This window comes from Nocardioides cremeus (assembly GCF_030518195.1).
In the GTDB taxonomy this organism is placed as follows: Bacteria; Actinomycetota; Actinomycetes; order Propionibacteriales; family Nocardioidaceae; genus Nocardioides; species Nocardioides cremeus.
On sequence record NZ_JAULSC010000038.1, the window covers coordinates 1 to 15,719 of the forward strand.

Annotated in this window: 9 protein-coding genes and 1 pseudogene; 2 read left to right on the forward strand and 8 right to left on the reverse strand. The window is 71.4% G+C overall.

What is annotated here, in order from left to right:
* Positions 1–205 precede the first annotated feature (205 nt).
* The 6 genes from QWJ41_RS20075 to QWJ41_RS20100 all read right to left on the reverse strand — a co-directional run bounded on the left by QWJ41_RS20075 (position 206) and on the right by QWJ41_RS20100 (position 12,077).
* The gene (locus tag QWJ41_RS20075) at positions 206–3,049 is read right to left on the reverse strand and encodes an ExeM/NucH family extracellular endonuclease (RefSeq protein ID WP_302710242.1); all 2,844 of its coding nucleotides are present in this window, start codon (positions 3,047–3,049) and stop codon (positions 206–208) included.
* Between the two features lie 67 nt (positions 3,050–3,116).
* Positions 3,117–5,393, reverse strand: a complete 2,277-nt coding sequence (locus tag QWJ41_RS20080) for a bifunctional metallophosphatase/5'-nucleotidase (RefSeq protein WP_302710243.1) — start codon at positions 5,391–5,393, stop codon at positions 3,117–3,119.
* A gap of 196 nt (positions 5,394–5,589) precedes the next feature.
* Complete coding sequence (gene pgsA / locus QWJ41_RS20085) at positions 5,590–6,240, reverse strand: CDP-diacylglycerol--glycerol-3-phosphate 3-phosphatidyltransferase (RefSeq protein ID WP_302710244.1); 651 nt, start codon at positions 6,238–6,240, stop codon at positions 5,590–5,592.
* The gene (gene rimO / locus QWJ41_RS20090; RefSeq protein ID WP_302710246.1) at positions 6,237–7,721 is read right to left on the reverse strand and encodes a 30S ribosomal protein S12 methylthiotransferase RimO; all 1,485 of its coding nucleotides are present in this window, start codon (positions 7,719–7,721) and stop codon (positions 6,237–6,239) included. Before rimO ends, pgsA begins: the two co-directional genes overlap by 4 nt.
* A gap of 49 nt (positions 7,722–7,770) precedes the next feature.
* Positions 7,771–9,660 (reverse strand): helix-turn-helix domain-containing protein, encoded by a 1,890-nt coding sequence (locus tag QWJ41_RS20095; protein WP_302710247.1) that lies wholly within the window; start codon positions 9,658–9,660, stop codon positions 7,771–7,773.
* Complete coding sequence (locus tag QWJ41_RS20100) at positions 9,657–12,077, reverse strand: DNA translocase FtsK 4TM domain-containing protein (RefSeq protein WP_302710251.1); 2,421 nt, start codon at positions 12,075–12,077, stop codon at positions 9,657–9,659. The genes QWJ41_RS20095 and QWJ41_RS20100 overlap by 4 nt, the downstream gene beginning before the upstream one ends.
* Before the next feature lie 52 nt (positions 12,078–12,129).
* Here QWJ41_RS20100 and QWJ41_RS20105 point away from each other — a divergent pair, with 52 nt between their 5' ends.
* Entirely contained in the window at positions 12,130–12,369 is a 240-nt protein-coding gene (locus tag QWJ41_RS20105) for a hypothetical protein (protein WP_302710248.1), read from the forward strand.
* Between the two features lie 175 nt (positions 12,370–12,544).
* Here the strand turns inward: QWJ41_RS20105 and QWJ41_RS20110 are convergent, their stop codons facing one another.
* Together QWJ41_RS20110 and dapA are read right to left on the reverse strand one after the other, a co-directional pair.
* Positions 12,545–14,230, reverse strand: a complete 1,686-nt coding sequence (locus QWJ41_RS20110; protein WP_302710249.1) for a ribonuclease J — start codon at positions 14,228–14,230, stop codon at positions 12,545–12,547.
* Between the two features lie 18 nt (positions 14,231–14,248).
* Complete coding sequence (gene dapA / locus QWJ41_RS20115) at positions 14,249–15,175, reverse strand: 4-hydroxy-tetrahydrodipicolinate synthase (RefSeq protein ID WP_302710250.1); 927 nt, start codon at positions 15,173–15,175, stop codon at positions 14,249–14,251.
* A gap of 129 nt (positions 15,176–15,304) precedes the next feature.
* Here dapA and QWJ41_RS20120 point away from each other — a divergent pair.
* Positions 15,305–15,719, forward strand: a pseudogene (locus QWJ41_RS20120) (hypothetical protein); the annotation flags it as partial.

Below are 15,719 nucleotides of genomic sequence, written 5' to 3' on the forward strand. Positions count from 1 at the left end.
GAAGCAGGCAGTGGATCAGATCGACCTGCTCAGCAGGCATCGGTGGAGTAGGCATGGGTCGTACCCCCAGGTCAGAGGGTGTTGCGACATTCCTCTGACCTCACCGACCGGTCGATGGTGCGAAAGTGACTGCTCGTGCGCGGGCCGGACGCACCACGACCCGCCCGGGAAGTCCGGGCGGGTCGTGGGTGCTCGGTGCTGCTGGTTACTTGTTCTTCTTGGGCTTCTTCGCCTCGCGGACCACGAGGGTGAGGGTCTCCTCGGAGGCCGCCACCAGCTCGTCACCGGCGTAGCGGATGACCACGGTCTTCTCGCCCGCGCTGCCGAACGGCTTGCTCATCTTCAGCACGACCTGACCGGCGGCGTTGAGCTCGCCGACGAGGTCCTGCTTGCCGGGCAGGTCCACGACGACCTCACCGGTCGGCGTGGCGCCCTCGGCAGTCACGTCGACCTTGAAGGTGGCGCGGTGCTGACCGGCGCGCGGGCGCTTGGGGGCGACCTTCACGGCGATGTCGGCGTCGAGCAGCTCGGGCTCGTCGGCGACCAGGTCGAGGCCCAGCACGACGGGGTCGTGGTCGCTGGAGCGGTAGGGACCCGCGTCGTGGAAGACGGTGCCGTGGATGTTGAAGCGGCTGTACTCCAGGGCCACCGACTCGCCCGAGTTGATGTTCCAGATGTCGGTGCCGGTGGCCAGCTCGAGGGCGGCCTCGTTGGCGAGCACGTGGTCCAGCGAACCGGAGAGACCGCTGAAGGAGTAGGACCACTCCTCGACCGGGGAGAGCTCCTGGACGTTGGTGTAGCCACCGTCGTAGAGGACCTGCATGGGGTCCTCCATCGCGTAGGCGTTGAAGTCACCCACGAGCAGCACGGCCTCGGTGCCGGTCTCGTCCTGCACGGTGGGCACCCACTCCTCGAGCGCGGTCGCCTGGGCGATGCGGTCGGGGTTGGCGTTGCCCTGGCCGGTGCCGTCGTTGGTCCCGGAACCCTTGGACTTGAAGTGGTTGACCACGAAGAGGAACTGCTCGCCGCCCTCCACAGGAGCGAAGACCTGGCCGATCGGCTCGCGGGCGTTGCCGAAGGCCTGCTCGCTGCCGCTCTGGTCGCCCAGGGCCCGCGCCTCACCGACACGCTCGACGGCGGCCGGCTTGTAGATGATCGCGTTGGTGATCACGTCCTGCTCGCTCGGCGCGGGCAGCTCGCTCGAGGACGGGTTGGCCGCCCACGTACCGGCACCGGCGTCGGCGTTCAGCGCCGCCACCAGGGTCTCGGTGGCCTCGTCGGCCTCCTCGCCGAGCGCGGCCGAGTTCTCGATCTCCATCAGGCCCACGACGTCGGCGTCGAGGGCGTTGATCGCCGCGACGATCTTCTCCTGCTGACGGGCGAAGTCCTCGGGGTCCCAGGCGCCGCGCACGTCGCAGCCGCCGCGGACGTTGTTGCCGTCGCCGTCCCGGTCGTCGTACGACGTGCAGCCGCCGTCACCGATGTCGTCGTTGTCGGGGTCGCCCAGCGTGGTGAAGTAGTTCAGCACGTTGAACGAGGCGACCTTGAGGTCCGGGGTGCCGTCGGCAGCGATCTGGGCAGCGTCGGGGGCCGTGGTGCGGGTGTTCTCGAACGTCGCCGGCGAGGTCGCCGGGAAATCTGTGCCGTCGACCGACTCCAGCGGCTGGAAGCGGTACGTCGGCGAGCTCGGCGAGCCGCCCTGGGTCAGGATCACGTCCTCGATGAACTCGGCCGCCGCCCCGACGCGCACGGGGTGCTCGTTGGAGACGTAGGCCGGGGTGAGCGAGCTGTTACGGGTGTAGTCGGTGCTCGACCCGTCGTCGAGCGTGATGGCCCGCGCCGCGTTGTCGGCCACGACCGCAGCGATCGCCGCCTCGTCCTGGGCGTCGGCGACCTCGGTGGGCTGGACGAGCGGCTTGTCGCCGACCGCCAGGCCCACCTCGCCGAAGCGGTTGGTGTTGTAGGTCTCGGTGACGGTGAAGCCGCCCTGGGGGCTGAAGAGCATGGCCTCCAGCGACTCCTTGGCCGCGTCGGTGGCGGGCCACTCGCCGGCGTACGCCGTCACGGCGCCGGCGGGCTCGGTCAGCTCGACGGTGCCCGCCTCGGAGGAGACGACCTGGGTCTGGCCCGCGAACTCGTCGACCTCACCGGTGACCTCGACGTGGTCACCGGGCTCGACGGTGATGCTGCCGGAGCCCTGGGGGTAGTAGACGAACACGGCGTCGGACGTGGCGGCGTCGCCGTCGCCCTGCGGGTCCTGCAGGTAGAAGCCGTAGAGGTACTGCGGGGTGGCGGTGACGACACCGGTGGTGATCACGTCGTCGCCGTCGAGCGGCGAGGTGGTGCCGCTGCCCTGGATCTCGGGGATCGAGATCTCGGTGGGCTCCGGCTCCGGCTCGGGCTCCTGGCCACCGCTGCTCTGCGGGCCGGGCGCACCGACGGTGAACTCCCCAGCGTTGTTGTCGGCGTCGGGCGAGGTGCGGGCGGCGGCGGTGGTGTTGCTCAGCGTCGGGGTGGCCGCGGTCTCGTACACCGCGGCGCTGCTGCCGAAGCCGACCATGTCGACGAAGGCGGTGCTGCCGGCGACGTCGCCGGAGCCCGGGACCTCGGCGGTGGTCAGCGCCTGCGTGCCGTCGACGAGGTAGACCTGACCGTTGGTGCCGGACATCGCGATCGTGCCCTCGGCGTCCGGCGGGGGCAGCGCGGTCGTGCCGCCCGAGCCCTTCGCCTGCTGCACCAGGTAGTGACCGTCCGCGGGCACCGAACCGCTCAGCTCGGTGACCTGCGCCGTCGTCCCGGCGGACGAGCGGTACTGCACCGACATCCCCTCGACGCTGATCGCGGCGTCGGTGGGGTTGTGCAGCTCGATGAAGTCGTGGGTGTAGGTGGCGCCGGAGTTGCCGCCGCCGCCGTAGACCTCGCTGATCACGAGGCCGGTGCTGGCGGCGTGGGCCGGCGCCAGGGTCACGCCGGTGGCCAGGGCCGCGAGGCCCAGCGATCCGGCGAGGAGGGGGGCCAGCCGACGGCTGGCCCGGGTGGAGATGGGCATGGAGAAGCCTTCCGAGGAGAGGGACGTCAGGCCCGCCGACCGTGGGGTCGGCGGGCCTGACGGTGGATCAGCGGACCTTGAAGCGCAGGATGTCCGAGTAGTCGCCGTAGCTGACCAGGATCGTGTGGGTGCCCTTCTTGAAGGGGCCGACCTTGGTCTTGGCCTTGCCGTTCTTGTTCAGCTCGACCGTCTTGTCGACGCCCTTGCCGGTGAAGGTGACCTCGCCGGCGGCGGGCTCGCCCTCGATGCTCACGATCGCGGTGACCTTGAGTCGCTTGGTCGACTTGATGGCGCCCTTGGGGCGGCGCTTGGCCTCCACCACGGCGTCGGGGCCGGTCTCGAAGGCGACCGGGACCTCGACCGAGGTGCCCGTGGTGGTGCCGACGACGGTGACCGACTCGGGGGTACCGGCGTACACCGGGAGGGTCAGGCTGACCGAGGCGGTGCCGTTCTCGTCGGCGGTGTCGCTGACGACGGTGTTGTCGACGTCGAACGTGCCGAGCAGATGGCCGTCGAGGCGGACCTCGACCTCGTCGTCGCTGAGAGAGAACACGTCCTTGGTCGGAGCGAGCAGCAGCGAGGAGAGGTCCATCGCGAGGGTGTCACCGGCGGCGTACGTCGCCGGGGCGCCCTCGGGGAAGGTCACGCCGACGCTGTGCTGCGAGTAGTCGACCTCGACTGCTGCGTCGGAGCCGAACTCCTCCATGTAGTCGACCATCGCCTGCAGGTCGGACTGCCCGGTGTCGGTGGGGTTGGCGCCCTGGGCGAAGGTGGTGAAGCTGTCGCCGCCCGAGGCCAGGAAGGAGTTGGCCGTCACCGAGTAGGTGGCGTCCGGCTCGACCATCTCACCGTCGAGCCACATGCCGGTGATGTGCTCACCCTTGGCCGCGGCGGGGTCGTAGGTCCACTCGAAGCCCTTCGAGGCACCGAGGTGCAGGAACGGCCGCGAGGCGCCGGCCGGCTGCCACTGCTCCTCGAGCACCGACTTCAGCTGGGCACCGGTGAGGTCCATCTTGACCAGGGTGTTGGCGAACGGCTGCACCACCGCTGCCTGCTTGTAGGTCAGGGTGGCGGGGTAGCCGCCCTGAGCCAGGCCGACGATGTCGTCACGCAGACCACCAGGGTTCATGAACCCGATGTCGGTGCCGGTGGCCCAGCGCTGCACCTCGCCCACGAGGTTGCCCACGGTGGACTCGCCACCGCGGTTCTCCGTGGTGCCGTCGGCGCGCTTGGCGCGGGTGAAGGGCCCGGCGATCTCGCCGAGCTTGGCGGCACCCAGCTCGTCGGAGACCGCGACCGCGTCGTCGACGATCTGCTTGACCGCGGGGTCCTCGGTGAACGGGTTCGCCGTGCGGGCCACGTTGATGATCTCGGTGTCCACGCCCAGGATCGAGCCGGCGACGGGGTCGACGTCGAAGGACACGCGGTTGATGTTGAAGCCGTACTGGCCCGCGGAGACGACCGGGCGCAGCTGGGCCGGCGCCTCGGCGGAGCCGAGCTTGCAGTCGTATGCCAGGTGCGTGTGGCCCGAGACGATCGCGTCGACCGAGGAGTCGACACCCTTGACGATCGAGCCGAAGTCGGACTCGGCGCTCAACGCACCGATCTTGGTGCAGTCGGTGGTCGGCGCGCCCTCGTGGACCAGCATCACGATGACGTCGACGCCCTCGGCCTCGAGCGCGTCGGCCTCGGCGTTGACCTCGTCGACGATGTCGGTCACGACGATCTCGGAGATCCCGTCGGGCGAGACCAGCTCGGGCAGGTGCTCGGTCACGGCCCCGATGAAGCCGACGTCGACGGCGTCGGCACCCTCGCCGACCGTGTGCACGTAGGTCGGGTCGAGGGCGTCGGAGCCGGTGTCACGCATCTTGACGTTCGCGCCGATGTAGGCCCACTCGGCCCCGCCGAACGGGTTGGCCTCCGACTCCGGCGCCATCACCCGGTTGACCAGGTCGTCGTAGCCCTGGTCGAACTCGTGGTTGCCCACGGCGGAGACGTCGAGGCCGGCCTCGTTGAGCGCGTCGATGGTCGGCTTGTCCTGCTGGATGAACGACTCGAAGGTCGAGGCGCCGATGAGGTCGCCGGCCGCCGCGAAGATGGCGTCGGGGTGGTCGGCGCGCACCGAGTCGACCGCCGAGGCCAGCTTGGCTGCGCCGCCGGCGTCGCGGGCCGGCAGCAGCCGCCCGTGGAAGTCGTTGGTGGCGACGATGGTGACGTCGATCGGTTCGACGACCGCGCTGGCGGTCGACGAGGTGGTGAGGGTCAGGGCGCTGGCAGCGAGGCCCAGCCCGAGACCGACGGCGAGAGGACGGGTGGCCCGTCCCGTCCAGATGTGGGATGACACGTGTGAGAGTCCTTACGGTGACCGGATACGGCCAGCGCAACGTATCCCCCGGGGGGTGCCCGGCTCGGGACCGTGACGTGAATGTTGCACGACCGGGACCTGCACAGACGATCAGGTCAACCCCTGCCACCCAGGCGCCTCGGACCTGGGCAGGATCACCCCTTGACCCCCGAGGTCGGAGTGTGCGAACGCCTCGTCAGGCGCTGCGCGGACCGCGCAGCGTGTGCCGCTGCTTCCACAGGTCGCGGAAGAACTCCCAGCCCGACCACAGGGTCAGGGCCACGGCCACGGCCAGCAGCGCCTGGGCGACGTAGAAGAGCACCTCGCCGGGCACCTCGAGCACGTCGGGCAGGTCGGGGTCGCGCAGCGGCAGGGTCAGGGTGCCCAGGGCCAGCGCCTGAGCGGTGGTCTTCCACTTGCCCAGGTCCTTGGCCGCGATCACCACCCGCTTGGCGACCGAGAGCCGCATCAGGGTGACGCTCCACTCGCGCAGCAGCACCACGATGGTGACCCACCACCACACGTCGCCGACGATTGCGAGCGCGATGAGGGCCATGCCGGTGATCGCCTTGTCGGCGATCGGGTCGGCGATCTTGCCGAAGTCGGTGACCAGGTTGCGCGCCCGCGCGATGTCGCCGTCGATCTTGTCGGTGATCATCGCCAGCGCGAAGATCACGTAGGCGACGGTGCGCCAGGTGGCGGAGTCGCCGCCGTCGACGAGCAGCGCGGCGCCGAAGAACGGCACCATCACGATCCGCAGCGTCGTCAGCGCGTTGGGCAGGTTCCAGTTGCTCGGGCGCGTCGACTGGCCGGCGTCGCCGGACTGCCGGCTCGTGGGCTCGGTCATCGGATCTCCTCCGCGATCAGGTCGACGCCGTCGGTGCCGGTCACCACGGCCGGCACCAGGTCGCCGATGCGCAGGCCCGTGGCCTCGGGCAGGTAGGTGATGCCGTCGACCTCGGGGCCCTGGTGGGCCGCCCGGCCGGAGGCCAGCGGGTCGCCGTCCTCGTCGAGCAGGCCCTCGACGAGCACCTCGACCCGCTCGCCGATGCGCTCCTCGGCGCGCTCGGAGTTGAGCTGCTCGACCAGGGCCGTGACGTGCTCGGTGCGCGCGCGCACCTCGTCCTCGTCGAGCTTGCCGTCGAGACGCGCCGCCTCGGTGCCGTCCTCGTCGGAGTAGCCGAAGACACCGGTGACGTCCATGCGCGCGGCGACCAGGAAGTCGCACAGCGTCTCGAGGTCGTCCTCGCTCTCCCCGGGGAAGCCGACGATCACGTTGGAGCGCACCCCGGCCAGCGGCGCGAAGGAGCGGACCTGCTCGAGCAGGCCCAGGAAGCTCTCCGGGTCGCCGAAGCGGCGCATCCGGCGCAGCACGGGGTTGCTGGCGTGCTGGAAGGAGAGGTCGAAGTAGGGCACCACGCCGGGGGTCGTCGCGATCGCCTCGATCAGCCCCGGCCGGGTCTCGGCGGGCTGCAGGTAGGAGACCCGGACCCGCTCGACGCCCTCGATCGCGGCCAGCTCGGGCAGCATCGTCTCGAGCAGGCGCAGGTCGCCGAGGTCCTTGCCGTAGGACGTGGAGTTCTCGGAGACCAGGAACAGCTCGCGCACCCCCTGGGTGGCCAGCCAGCGCGCCTCGGTCAGCACGTCGGCGGGCCGACGGGAGACGAACGAGCCGCGGAAGGCCGGGATCGCGCAGAACGAGCAGCGCCGGTCACAGCCCGAGGCCAGCTTGAGGGGGGCCATCGGCCCCGAGTCGAGGCGACGGCGTACGGCGCGCGGACCGGTCGCGGGCCCGCCCTGGCCGACCGTGGTGACGTCGCCGTGGCCGGGCACCGCCAGCTCGGTGTCGGCCCGGTCGACGGGGCTGATCGGCAGCAGCCGGCGCCGGTCCTGGGGCGTGTGCGCCTGGTGGGTCTCCCCCGCCACGATCGAGCGCAGCCGCGCCGCGATGTCGGGGTAGTCGTCGAAGCCCAGCACCGCGTCGGCCTCGGGCAGCGACTCGGCCAGGTCCTTGCCGTAGCGCTCGGCCAGGCAGCCGACCGCCACGACCGCCTGCGCCTTGCCGCCGTGCTCGGTCTTGAGGTCGGCGGCCTGGAGCAGCGTGTCGACGGAGTCCTTCTTGGCCGCCTCGACGAAGCCGCAGGTGTTGACCACGACGGTGTCGGCCTCGGAGGCGTCGTCGACGAGCCGGAACCCGCCGGCCTCGAGCCGGCCGGCGAGCTCCTCGGAGTCGACCTCGTTGCGCGCGCAGCCGAGGGTCACCATCGCCACCGACAGCAGGTCGGGGGTCGCGGTCTGGTCAGGGGCGGCGGGTGTCTGGGTGCTCATGGCTGTCGTCGAGTATGGCCGCCCGGCACCCGGCCGCGCGAACCAGCGCTCACCGGTCGGCGACGAACGTGTTCTGCGCCTCCTGGCCGGTGCTGCCCAGCGCGCCCTGCTCGACGCCGTCGACGCTGACCTCGAGCGAGCCGTCGCTGGACTGCACCCGCACCGGCTGCGAGACCTTGGTCAGCACCTTGGTCTCGCCGAAGGCCAGCGAGCCTTTGTAGACCAGCTCGTTGGCACCGTCGCGGACCACCACCTCGGCACCGCCGCCGGCGGCCGTCAGCACCACCGGCACCGGGTCACCGGCGCTGGTGGAGCCGGCCGTCGAGAGCTGCGGCACGGGGTCGCGCAGCTCGACGGGGCTGTCGGTGATCAGCCGTGCGACCGACCAGGCCAGCACCAGCGCCATCACCGCGGCGATCAGCACCGACCAGTTCGGCCCGCCGCGGGTGGCCCGGATGGCGCCGCCCGAGCCGAGCTCGGCCTCGAAGACGCGACGCGGGTTGATCGGGGCGTCGGCGTACCGCTCGTCGTAGTGGGCCAGCAGCGGCGTCACGTCGGTGCCCAGCACCCGCGCGAGGGTGCGCAGGTGGCCGCGGGCGTAGAAGTCGCCGCCGCAGGGCGCGAAGTCGTCGACCTCGATCGACTCGATCACGTGCGGACGGATGCGGGTGCGGTCGGCCAGCTGGTCGACGCTGAGCCCCAGCCGGGTGCGGGCGGCGGCCAGCTCGGGGCCGATCACCGGGTCGACCGCGGGCTCGCCCAGGTCGTCGAGCACGATCGGCTCGACCGGCGAGCCCTCGGTGGCGATCGGGCGGACCCGGTCGTCGCGCTGGCTCCACTGCACGGTGTCCTCGACCAGCGAGACGCTGCCGGGGCGGCGCAGCTCGCGGGCCTCCGGCAGCCGGGTCGCGGTGCCGGAGCCCTCGGACTCGTGGGTGTCGAGGCGCAGCGCGTTGGCGCCGAAGACCTGGGTCTGCTCCTGGTCGGGGCGCGCCAGGCTCACGTCGCTGCGGATCTCGGCGCGCACGGCGGTGACCGGGTCGCGCAGCGCGGCCGGGGTGGCGCTGGCGTACGACGCCGCCGGCTCCAGCGCCGGCTGGGCCTCCCTCGATGCCGTGCCGCCCGGGCGGAACCGGTCGGGCAGCCCGGAGGCCACGCGTCCGATCGCGTGGGCCAGCAACGGACGCGGGTCGGGCAGGCGGTGACCCGCGGGCTCGACGTCTGCCTCGGCGTTGCTGTCAGTGTCGGCGTCGGTCTCGGTCTCGATCTCGGTCGCGGCGTCGCTGTGGAGCACCGGGTCCGGCTGGACCTCGGGCTCCTCGGCGAGGGGAGCCTGCGCCTCGTTGTCCAGGTCGCCCCGGGCCGCGGCCCACTCCTCCTCGTCGACGTACTCGTAGCCCTCGATCTGGACGACCTCGGTCGCCCCGTCGGCCAGGCCGTCGAGCGCGCCCACGAGGTCGGAGCCCTCGGGCACGCCGGTCACGGTGGTGGCCAGGGCCAGCGGCACGCTGCGCGGCTCGTCCTCGCCCGACAGCACGTCGAGCGAGCCGTCGCGCCACCAGCGGCGTCGCGGCAGCACCTCGACGGCGTCGATGTCGCTCCAGGGCAGGCCGTGCCAGGTGCGGCCGCGACGCAGCCGCACCCCGTGCTCGTCGGCGACGAAGAGCGGTGCCCGGCTGTCGGCCAGCGTCGCGAGGTGCACCACGGCGATCGCGCCCACCAGGCTCAGCAGCGCCCAGTCGAGGGTGCTGCCGCCGCCGGTGACGCGCGCGACGTACGCCGCGGTCACCAGGGTGGCCAGCACGCCGAGGCCGGCCGCGACGCGCACGTCGCGGCGCACCTCGACGGTCCCTGGCGCGGTCTCGACCTGGGTGTCGGCCTCGGTCTGGTCCACGGTCTGGTCCTCGGTCATGGTCGGGTCCATCTGGTCCTCGCTCACAGCTCCCCCTGCAGGGTCGCGATCAGGCCGTCGACCTCGTCGGGCTTGATCAGCACGTCACGGGCCTTGGAGCCCTCGGAGGGACCGACCACGCCACGGGACTCCAGGATGTCCATGAGGCGGCCGGCCTTGGCGAAGCCCACGCGGAGCTTGCGCTGCAGCATCGATGTGGAGCCGAACTGGGTCGAGACGACCAGCTCGATCGCCTGGATGACCAGGTCCATGTCGTCGCCGATGTCGTCGTCGAGGTCGCGCTTGGCGGCCGCCGGGGCGGTGACGTCCTCGCGGTAGGTCGGCTCCAGCTGGGTCTTGCAGTGCTGCACGACCTGCGCGATCTCGGCCTCGGTGACCCACGAGCCCTGCACACGCACGGCCTTGGAGGCCCCCATGGGCAGAAACAGCCCGTCACCCTGGCCGACCAGCTTCTCCGCACCCGGCTGGTCGAGGATGACCCGGCTGTCGGAGAGGCTCGAGGTGGCGAAGGCCAGCCGGCTCGGCACGTTGGCCTTGATCAGGCCGGTGACCACGTCGACGCTCGGGCGCTGGGTCGCCAGCACCAGGTGGATGCCGGCCGCGCGGGCCAGCTGGGTGATCCGCACGACCGCGTCCTCGACGTCGCGCGGGGCGACCATCATCAGGTCGGCCAGCTCGTCGACGATCACCAGCAGGTAGGGGTAGGGCGAGAGCTCGCGCTCGCTGCCCGGAGGCACCTCCACCTTGCCGGCGCGCACCGCCTTGTTGAAGTCGTCGATGTGGCGGAAGCCGAAGTTGGCCAGGTCGTCGTAGCGCATGTCCATCTCGCGCACGACCCAGGCCAGCGCCTCGGCGGCCTTCTTGGGGTTGGTGATGATCGGGGTGATCAGGTGCGGCACGCCCTCGTAGGCGTTGAGCTCGACCCGCTTGGGGTCGACCATGATCATCCGGACCTCGTCGGGCGTGGAGCGCATCAGGATCGAGGTGATCATCGAGTTGATGAACGACGACTTTCCCGAGCCGGTGGCACCGGCCACCAGCAGGTGCGGCATCTTCGCCAGGTTGGCGACGACGAAGCCGCCCTCCACGTCCTTGCCCAGGCCGCAGACCATCGGGTGGTGGTCGCCGCGGGCGGTGCCCGAGCGCAGCACGTCGCCGAGGCTGACGATCTCCTTGTCGATGTTGGGGATCTCGATGCCGATCGCGGACTTGCCGGGGATCGGGCTGAGGATCCGCACGTCGGCCGAGGCGACGGCGTACGCGATGTTCTTGCTCAGCGCGGTGACCTTCTCGACCTTGATGCCGGCGCCGAGCTCGACCTCGTAGCGGGTGACGGTGGGCCCCCGGGTGTAGCCGGTGACCTGGGCGTCGATGCCGAACTCGTCGAGCACGTTGGTGAGCCGGGCGACGACGTCGTCGCTGGCCTTGGAGCGGGCCTTGTGCACCGAGCCAGGCTTGAGCACCTCGTTGGCCGGCAGCGAGTAGGTGATGTCGCCCGAGAGCGAGAGCTGCTCGACGCGCGGCGGCAGCGGCGAGTGCGGCGGCGGCTCGAGCTCCTCCTTGGCGGCCTTGGGCTCGGGCACGACCGGGGCCGGGGCGAAGATGTCGACGCCGACGCTGCTGTCCTCGCGCTCGCCGCGCGCGGCCTGCTGCTCGACGGTGAGGTCCTCGTCGAGCGCCACGTCGAGGGGGTCGCGCTCCCGCTTGCGCTTGCGCTTGTCGATCTCGCGGTCGCTGAGCACCGGGGTGTCGTACGCCGGGTCGCCCATGTCGGGGTCGATCTCGTCGTCGTCGCGGCGCGAGCGCCCACGCGGGGCGCGCTCCTCGTCGTCGAGGTGGCGGCCCAGGGCCTGGTCGCGCAGGGCCGCGAGCTTGTCGGGCACCTGGTAGACGGGGGTGGCGGTGACGACCAGCACGCCGAACGCCACGAGCATCAGCAGCAGCGGCACCACGACGTACGTCGAGCGCAGCAGGTCGAGCAGCAGCGAGGAGACGACGTAGCCCACCGCTCCCCCGCCGGCCTGCAGCGGGGTCGCGTCGCCGGCGACCGGCTGGGGGCTGTCGTTGGCGATGTGCACGATGCCGAGCAGCCCGAAGGCCAGCGCGGTCCACCCGATGACCTGGCGGCCGGCGGGGCCGTTGCTGACGGGGTCGCGCATGGTGCGCCAGCCGACCCACACGAGCGCCATCGGCACGAACCAGCCGAGCTTGCCGACCGAGCCGGCGACGGCGGTGCGCACCGGGTCGGTGACCGGGCTCTGGATCTGGAACCACACCGCGCCCGCGGTCACCACCGACAGCGCCAGCAGCAGCAGGCCGGCGCCGTCCCGACGGTGCTCGGGGTCGAGGTCACGGGCGCTGCGCCCGATCCCCCGGGCCAGCGCGCCGATGCCGTGGGCCACGGCGAGCCACACCGCACCGATCCCGCGCGCCACCGCACCGATCGTCAGCAGCACCGGGCTGGGCCCGCTGCGCACCGCGCGAGGGGCCGGCCGCTTGGCGGGGCTCTTCTTCTTGGTCGTCGGGGTGCGCTTGGAGCTCGACGGGCGCTTGCCGGTCGAGCTCGCGCGCGCAGCGCTGGTGGTGGAGGTACTCCGAGGTCGGGTGCCTGAGCTGCCGGACCGGGTCGAGGACCCGTTCGTGGACGTGCTCGTGCTCCGCGACCCCGGCGGGGAAGACGTACGGGTCGCCATGCTGGCCACCCTAGGCGAACGCCTCACCAGTCCCAGGGATTAACACTCGCCCCACCCTCACGTGTCGCTTGAGGGTTTGTGCGAGCAGCGCAGGGCGAGGCACGAGCCCAGCGCGTGGTCTCGCGCAGGTCGAGCAAGCCCCGCGGCCGAGGAACGAGGCCGCGCCGGGCGGGTCGAGACCACCCGACCCACCGATGAGGCCCGAGCCCCAGCGACGATCAGGACTCGATGACCACCGGGATGATCATCGGGCGGCGCCGGTGGGTGCTGGAGACCCAGCGGCCGATGACGCGCCGCACGGTCTGCTGCAGCTGGTACGTGTCGGTGCTGCCCTCGGCCACCGCCAGGTCGAGCGCCTCGATGATCGCGGGCTTGACCTCCTCGAAGCTGGCGGTCTCGATGGCGTTGCCGCGGGCGTGGATCTCGGGGCCGCTGGCGACCTTGCCGGTGACCGAGTCCATCACCACGATCACCGAGATGAAGCCCTCCTCGCCGAGGATCCGGCGGTCCTTGAGGTCGGACTCGGTGACGTCGCCGACCGAGGAGCCGTCGACGTAGACGTAGCCGCACTCGACCTTGCCGACCACCCGGGCCACCCCGTCGACGAGGTCGACGACGACGCCGTCCTCGGCGACCACCACGTTGGGCACGCCGATCATCCGGGCCAGCGCGGCGTTGGCCTGCATGTGCCGGATCTCGCCGTGCACCGGCAGCACGTTGCGGGGCTGGACGATGTTGTAGCAGTAGAGGAGCTCACCGGCGCTGGCGTGCCCGCTGACGTGGACCATCGCGTTGCCCTTGTGCACCACCTTCGCGCCCCAGCGGGCCAGCCCGTTGATGACGCGGTAGACGGCGTTCTCGTTGCCGGGGATCAGGCTCGAGGCGAGCAGGACGGTGTCGCCCTCCTCGATGTGCACGATGTTGTGGTTGCGCTGGGCGATCCGCGCCAGGGCGCTCATCGGCTCGCCCTGCGAGCCGGTCGAGATCAGCACCTGGCGCTCGGGCGGCAGCTGCGCGAGCTGCTTGGCCTCCACCACCGTGTCGGGCGGCACCTTGAGGTAGCCCAGGTCGCGGGCGATGCCCATGTTGCGCACCATCGAGCGCCCGACCCACGCCACCTGGCGCCCGTGGGCGTGCGCCGCGTCGAGGACCTGCTGGACCCGGTGGATGTGGGAGGCGAAGCAGGCCACGATGATCCGCTGCTCGGAGTCGCGGAAGACCTGGTCGATGACCGGGGTGATCGCCTTCTCGGTGGGCGTGAACCCGGGGGTCTCGGCGTTCGTGGAGTCGGTGAGGAAGAGGTCGACCCCCTCCTCCCCCAGCCGCGCGAACGCCCGCAGGTCGGTGATCCGCCCGTCGAGGGGCAGCTGGTCCATCTTGAAGTCACCGGTGTGCAGCACCGTGCCGGCGCTGGTGCGGATCGCCACGGCCAGCGCGTCGGGGATGGAGTGGTTGACCGCGACGAACTCGAGGTCGAAGGGCCCGAAGCTGATCCGGTCGCCCTCCGTGACCACGTGGTGCACGGTCTCGCGCAGCCGGTGCTCGCGCAGCTTGGAGCCCAGCAGCGCCAGGGTCAGCTCGGAGCCGACCAGCGCGATGTCCTCTCGCTCGCGCAGCAGGTACGGCGTCGCGCCGATGTGGTCCTCGTGCCCGTGGGTCAGCACCAGGGCCTCGACGGTGTCGAGGCGGTCACGGATCGAGGACCAGTCGGGCAGGATCAGGTCGACGCCGGGCTGGTGGTCCTCGGGGAAGAGCACCCCGCAGTCGACGATGAGCAGCCGGCCCCGGTGCTCGAAAGCGGTCATGTTGCGACCGACCTCGCCCAGCCCGCCGAAGGGGATGACGCGCAGCCCGTCGTCGGGCAGGGCCGGTGGCGCGGACAGCTCGGGGTGGGGGTGCGACATGCAGGTCCTGTCTGGTGGTCAGGCCTCGGTCGCGCCGGCCGGCACGAGCCCGGCCGCCACGAGCCCGACGCGCAGCGCCTCGACCTCGTCGTCGTCGAGCGCGACCAGGGGCGCGCGGACGTGGCGGTTCTCGAGCACGCCCAGCAGCTGCAGCGCGGCCTTGGCGGTGGTGGCTCCGTAGTTGGCGACGCCCATGACGGCGTCGATCGCGGGGAGCATCCGCGTGAAGATCTCGAGGGCGGCGGCGTTGTCGCCGCGCGCGTGCGCGTCGGCCATCGCCCGCAGCTCGCGGCCGGCGACGTGGCCCACGACGCTGACGAAGCCGACGGCGCCGTGCGCGAGGTAGCCGAGGTTCGCCTCGTCGTCACCGGAGTAGACGGCGTAGCCCATCTGGCTCAGCCGCACCGCGCGCACGAGATCGCCGACGGCGTCCTTGACCGCGACGACCCGGTCCCAGGCGATGGCCTGCTCGTAGGTCTCCATCGCGATGGTGGTGCCGGTGCGGCCGGGCACGTCGTAGAGCATCACGGGCAGGTCGGCCGACTCCACGACCGTGCGGAAGTGGTGCAGCACGCCGGCCTGGCCGGGCTTGTTGTAGTAGGGGGTGACCAGCAGGATGCCGTCGACGCCGACCTTCTCGGCCTGCTGGGCCAGCTCGACCGAGTGGGCGGTGGCGTTGGTGCCGACGCCGGCGATGACGACCGCCCGGTCGCCCACGGCGTCCTTGACCGCGGCGAGGATCCTGCCGTCCTCGGCGACCGTCGTGGTCGGCGACTCACCGGTCGTGCCCGAGACCACGACGCCGTCGTTGCCGTGCTCGACCAGGTGGGCGGCGATGCGCGCGGTGGCGTCGAGGTCGACCGACCCGTCCTCGTGGAACGCGGTGGCCATCGCGGTCAGGACTCGGCCGAACGGCGCGGGGGTCGGCGCGGGGGTCGAGGTCATGGGAGCAGGTTATCGCTGGTTTCGAGCAACCCAGCGGCCAACCCCGGGCCGCGCCGTGGCGCGGGAAGATCGGGGCCGGTGACGGTTCCTGCGTGGCGTGGTCGGGGTGATGCTTGGAGGGTGTCGGTCGTGACGGACCCCGAGCGTCTCTGGCGCTTTGAGCCTGCTTTCGAGCATGGGGCGGGGAGCTCCCACGAGAACCGTGGATTGTTGCCGTTGAGCACGCGTATTCAGACTTCGAATCACTCGCTCCCCTCGCGGCCGGCACCTGCGACGCCGGGTCGGTGTCGCTACCTGATCAAGGAGGACGCAGTGATGGAGGAAATACATCCGCGGTGCGCGGGCATCGATATCGGCAAGAAGTTCGCGAAGGTCTGCGTGCGGACTCCCGGCGTGAATCCCCACAGCCGCAGGGCCAAGGACCGCATCAGCGAGGTCGTCACCACGTGGGGGTCGATGACCAACACCATCCTGGCGTTGCGTGAGCACCTGATCGAGCAGCAGGTCACGTTGGTGCTCATGGAAGCCACCAGCGACTACTGGA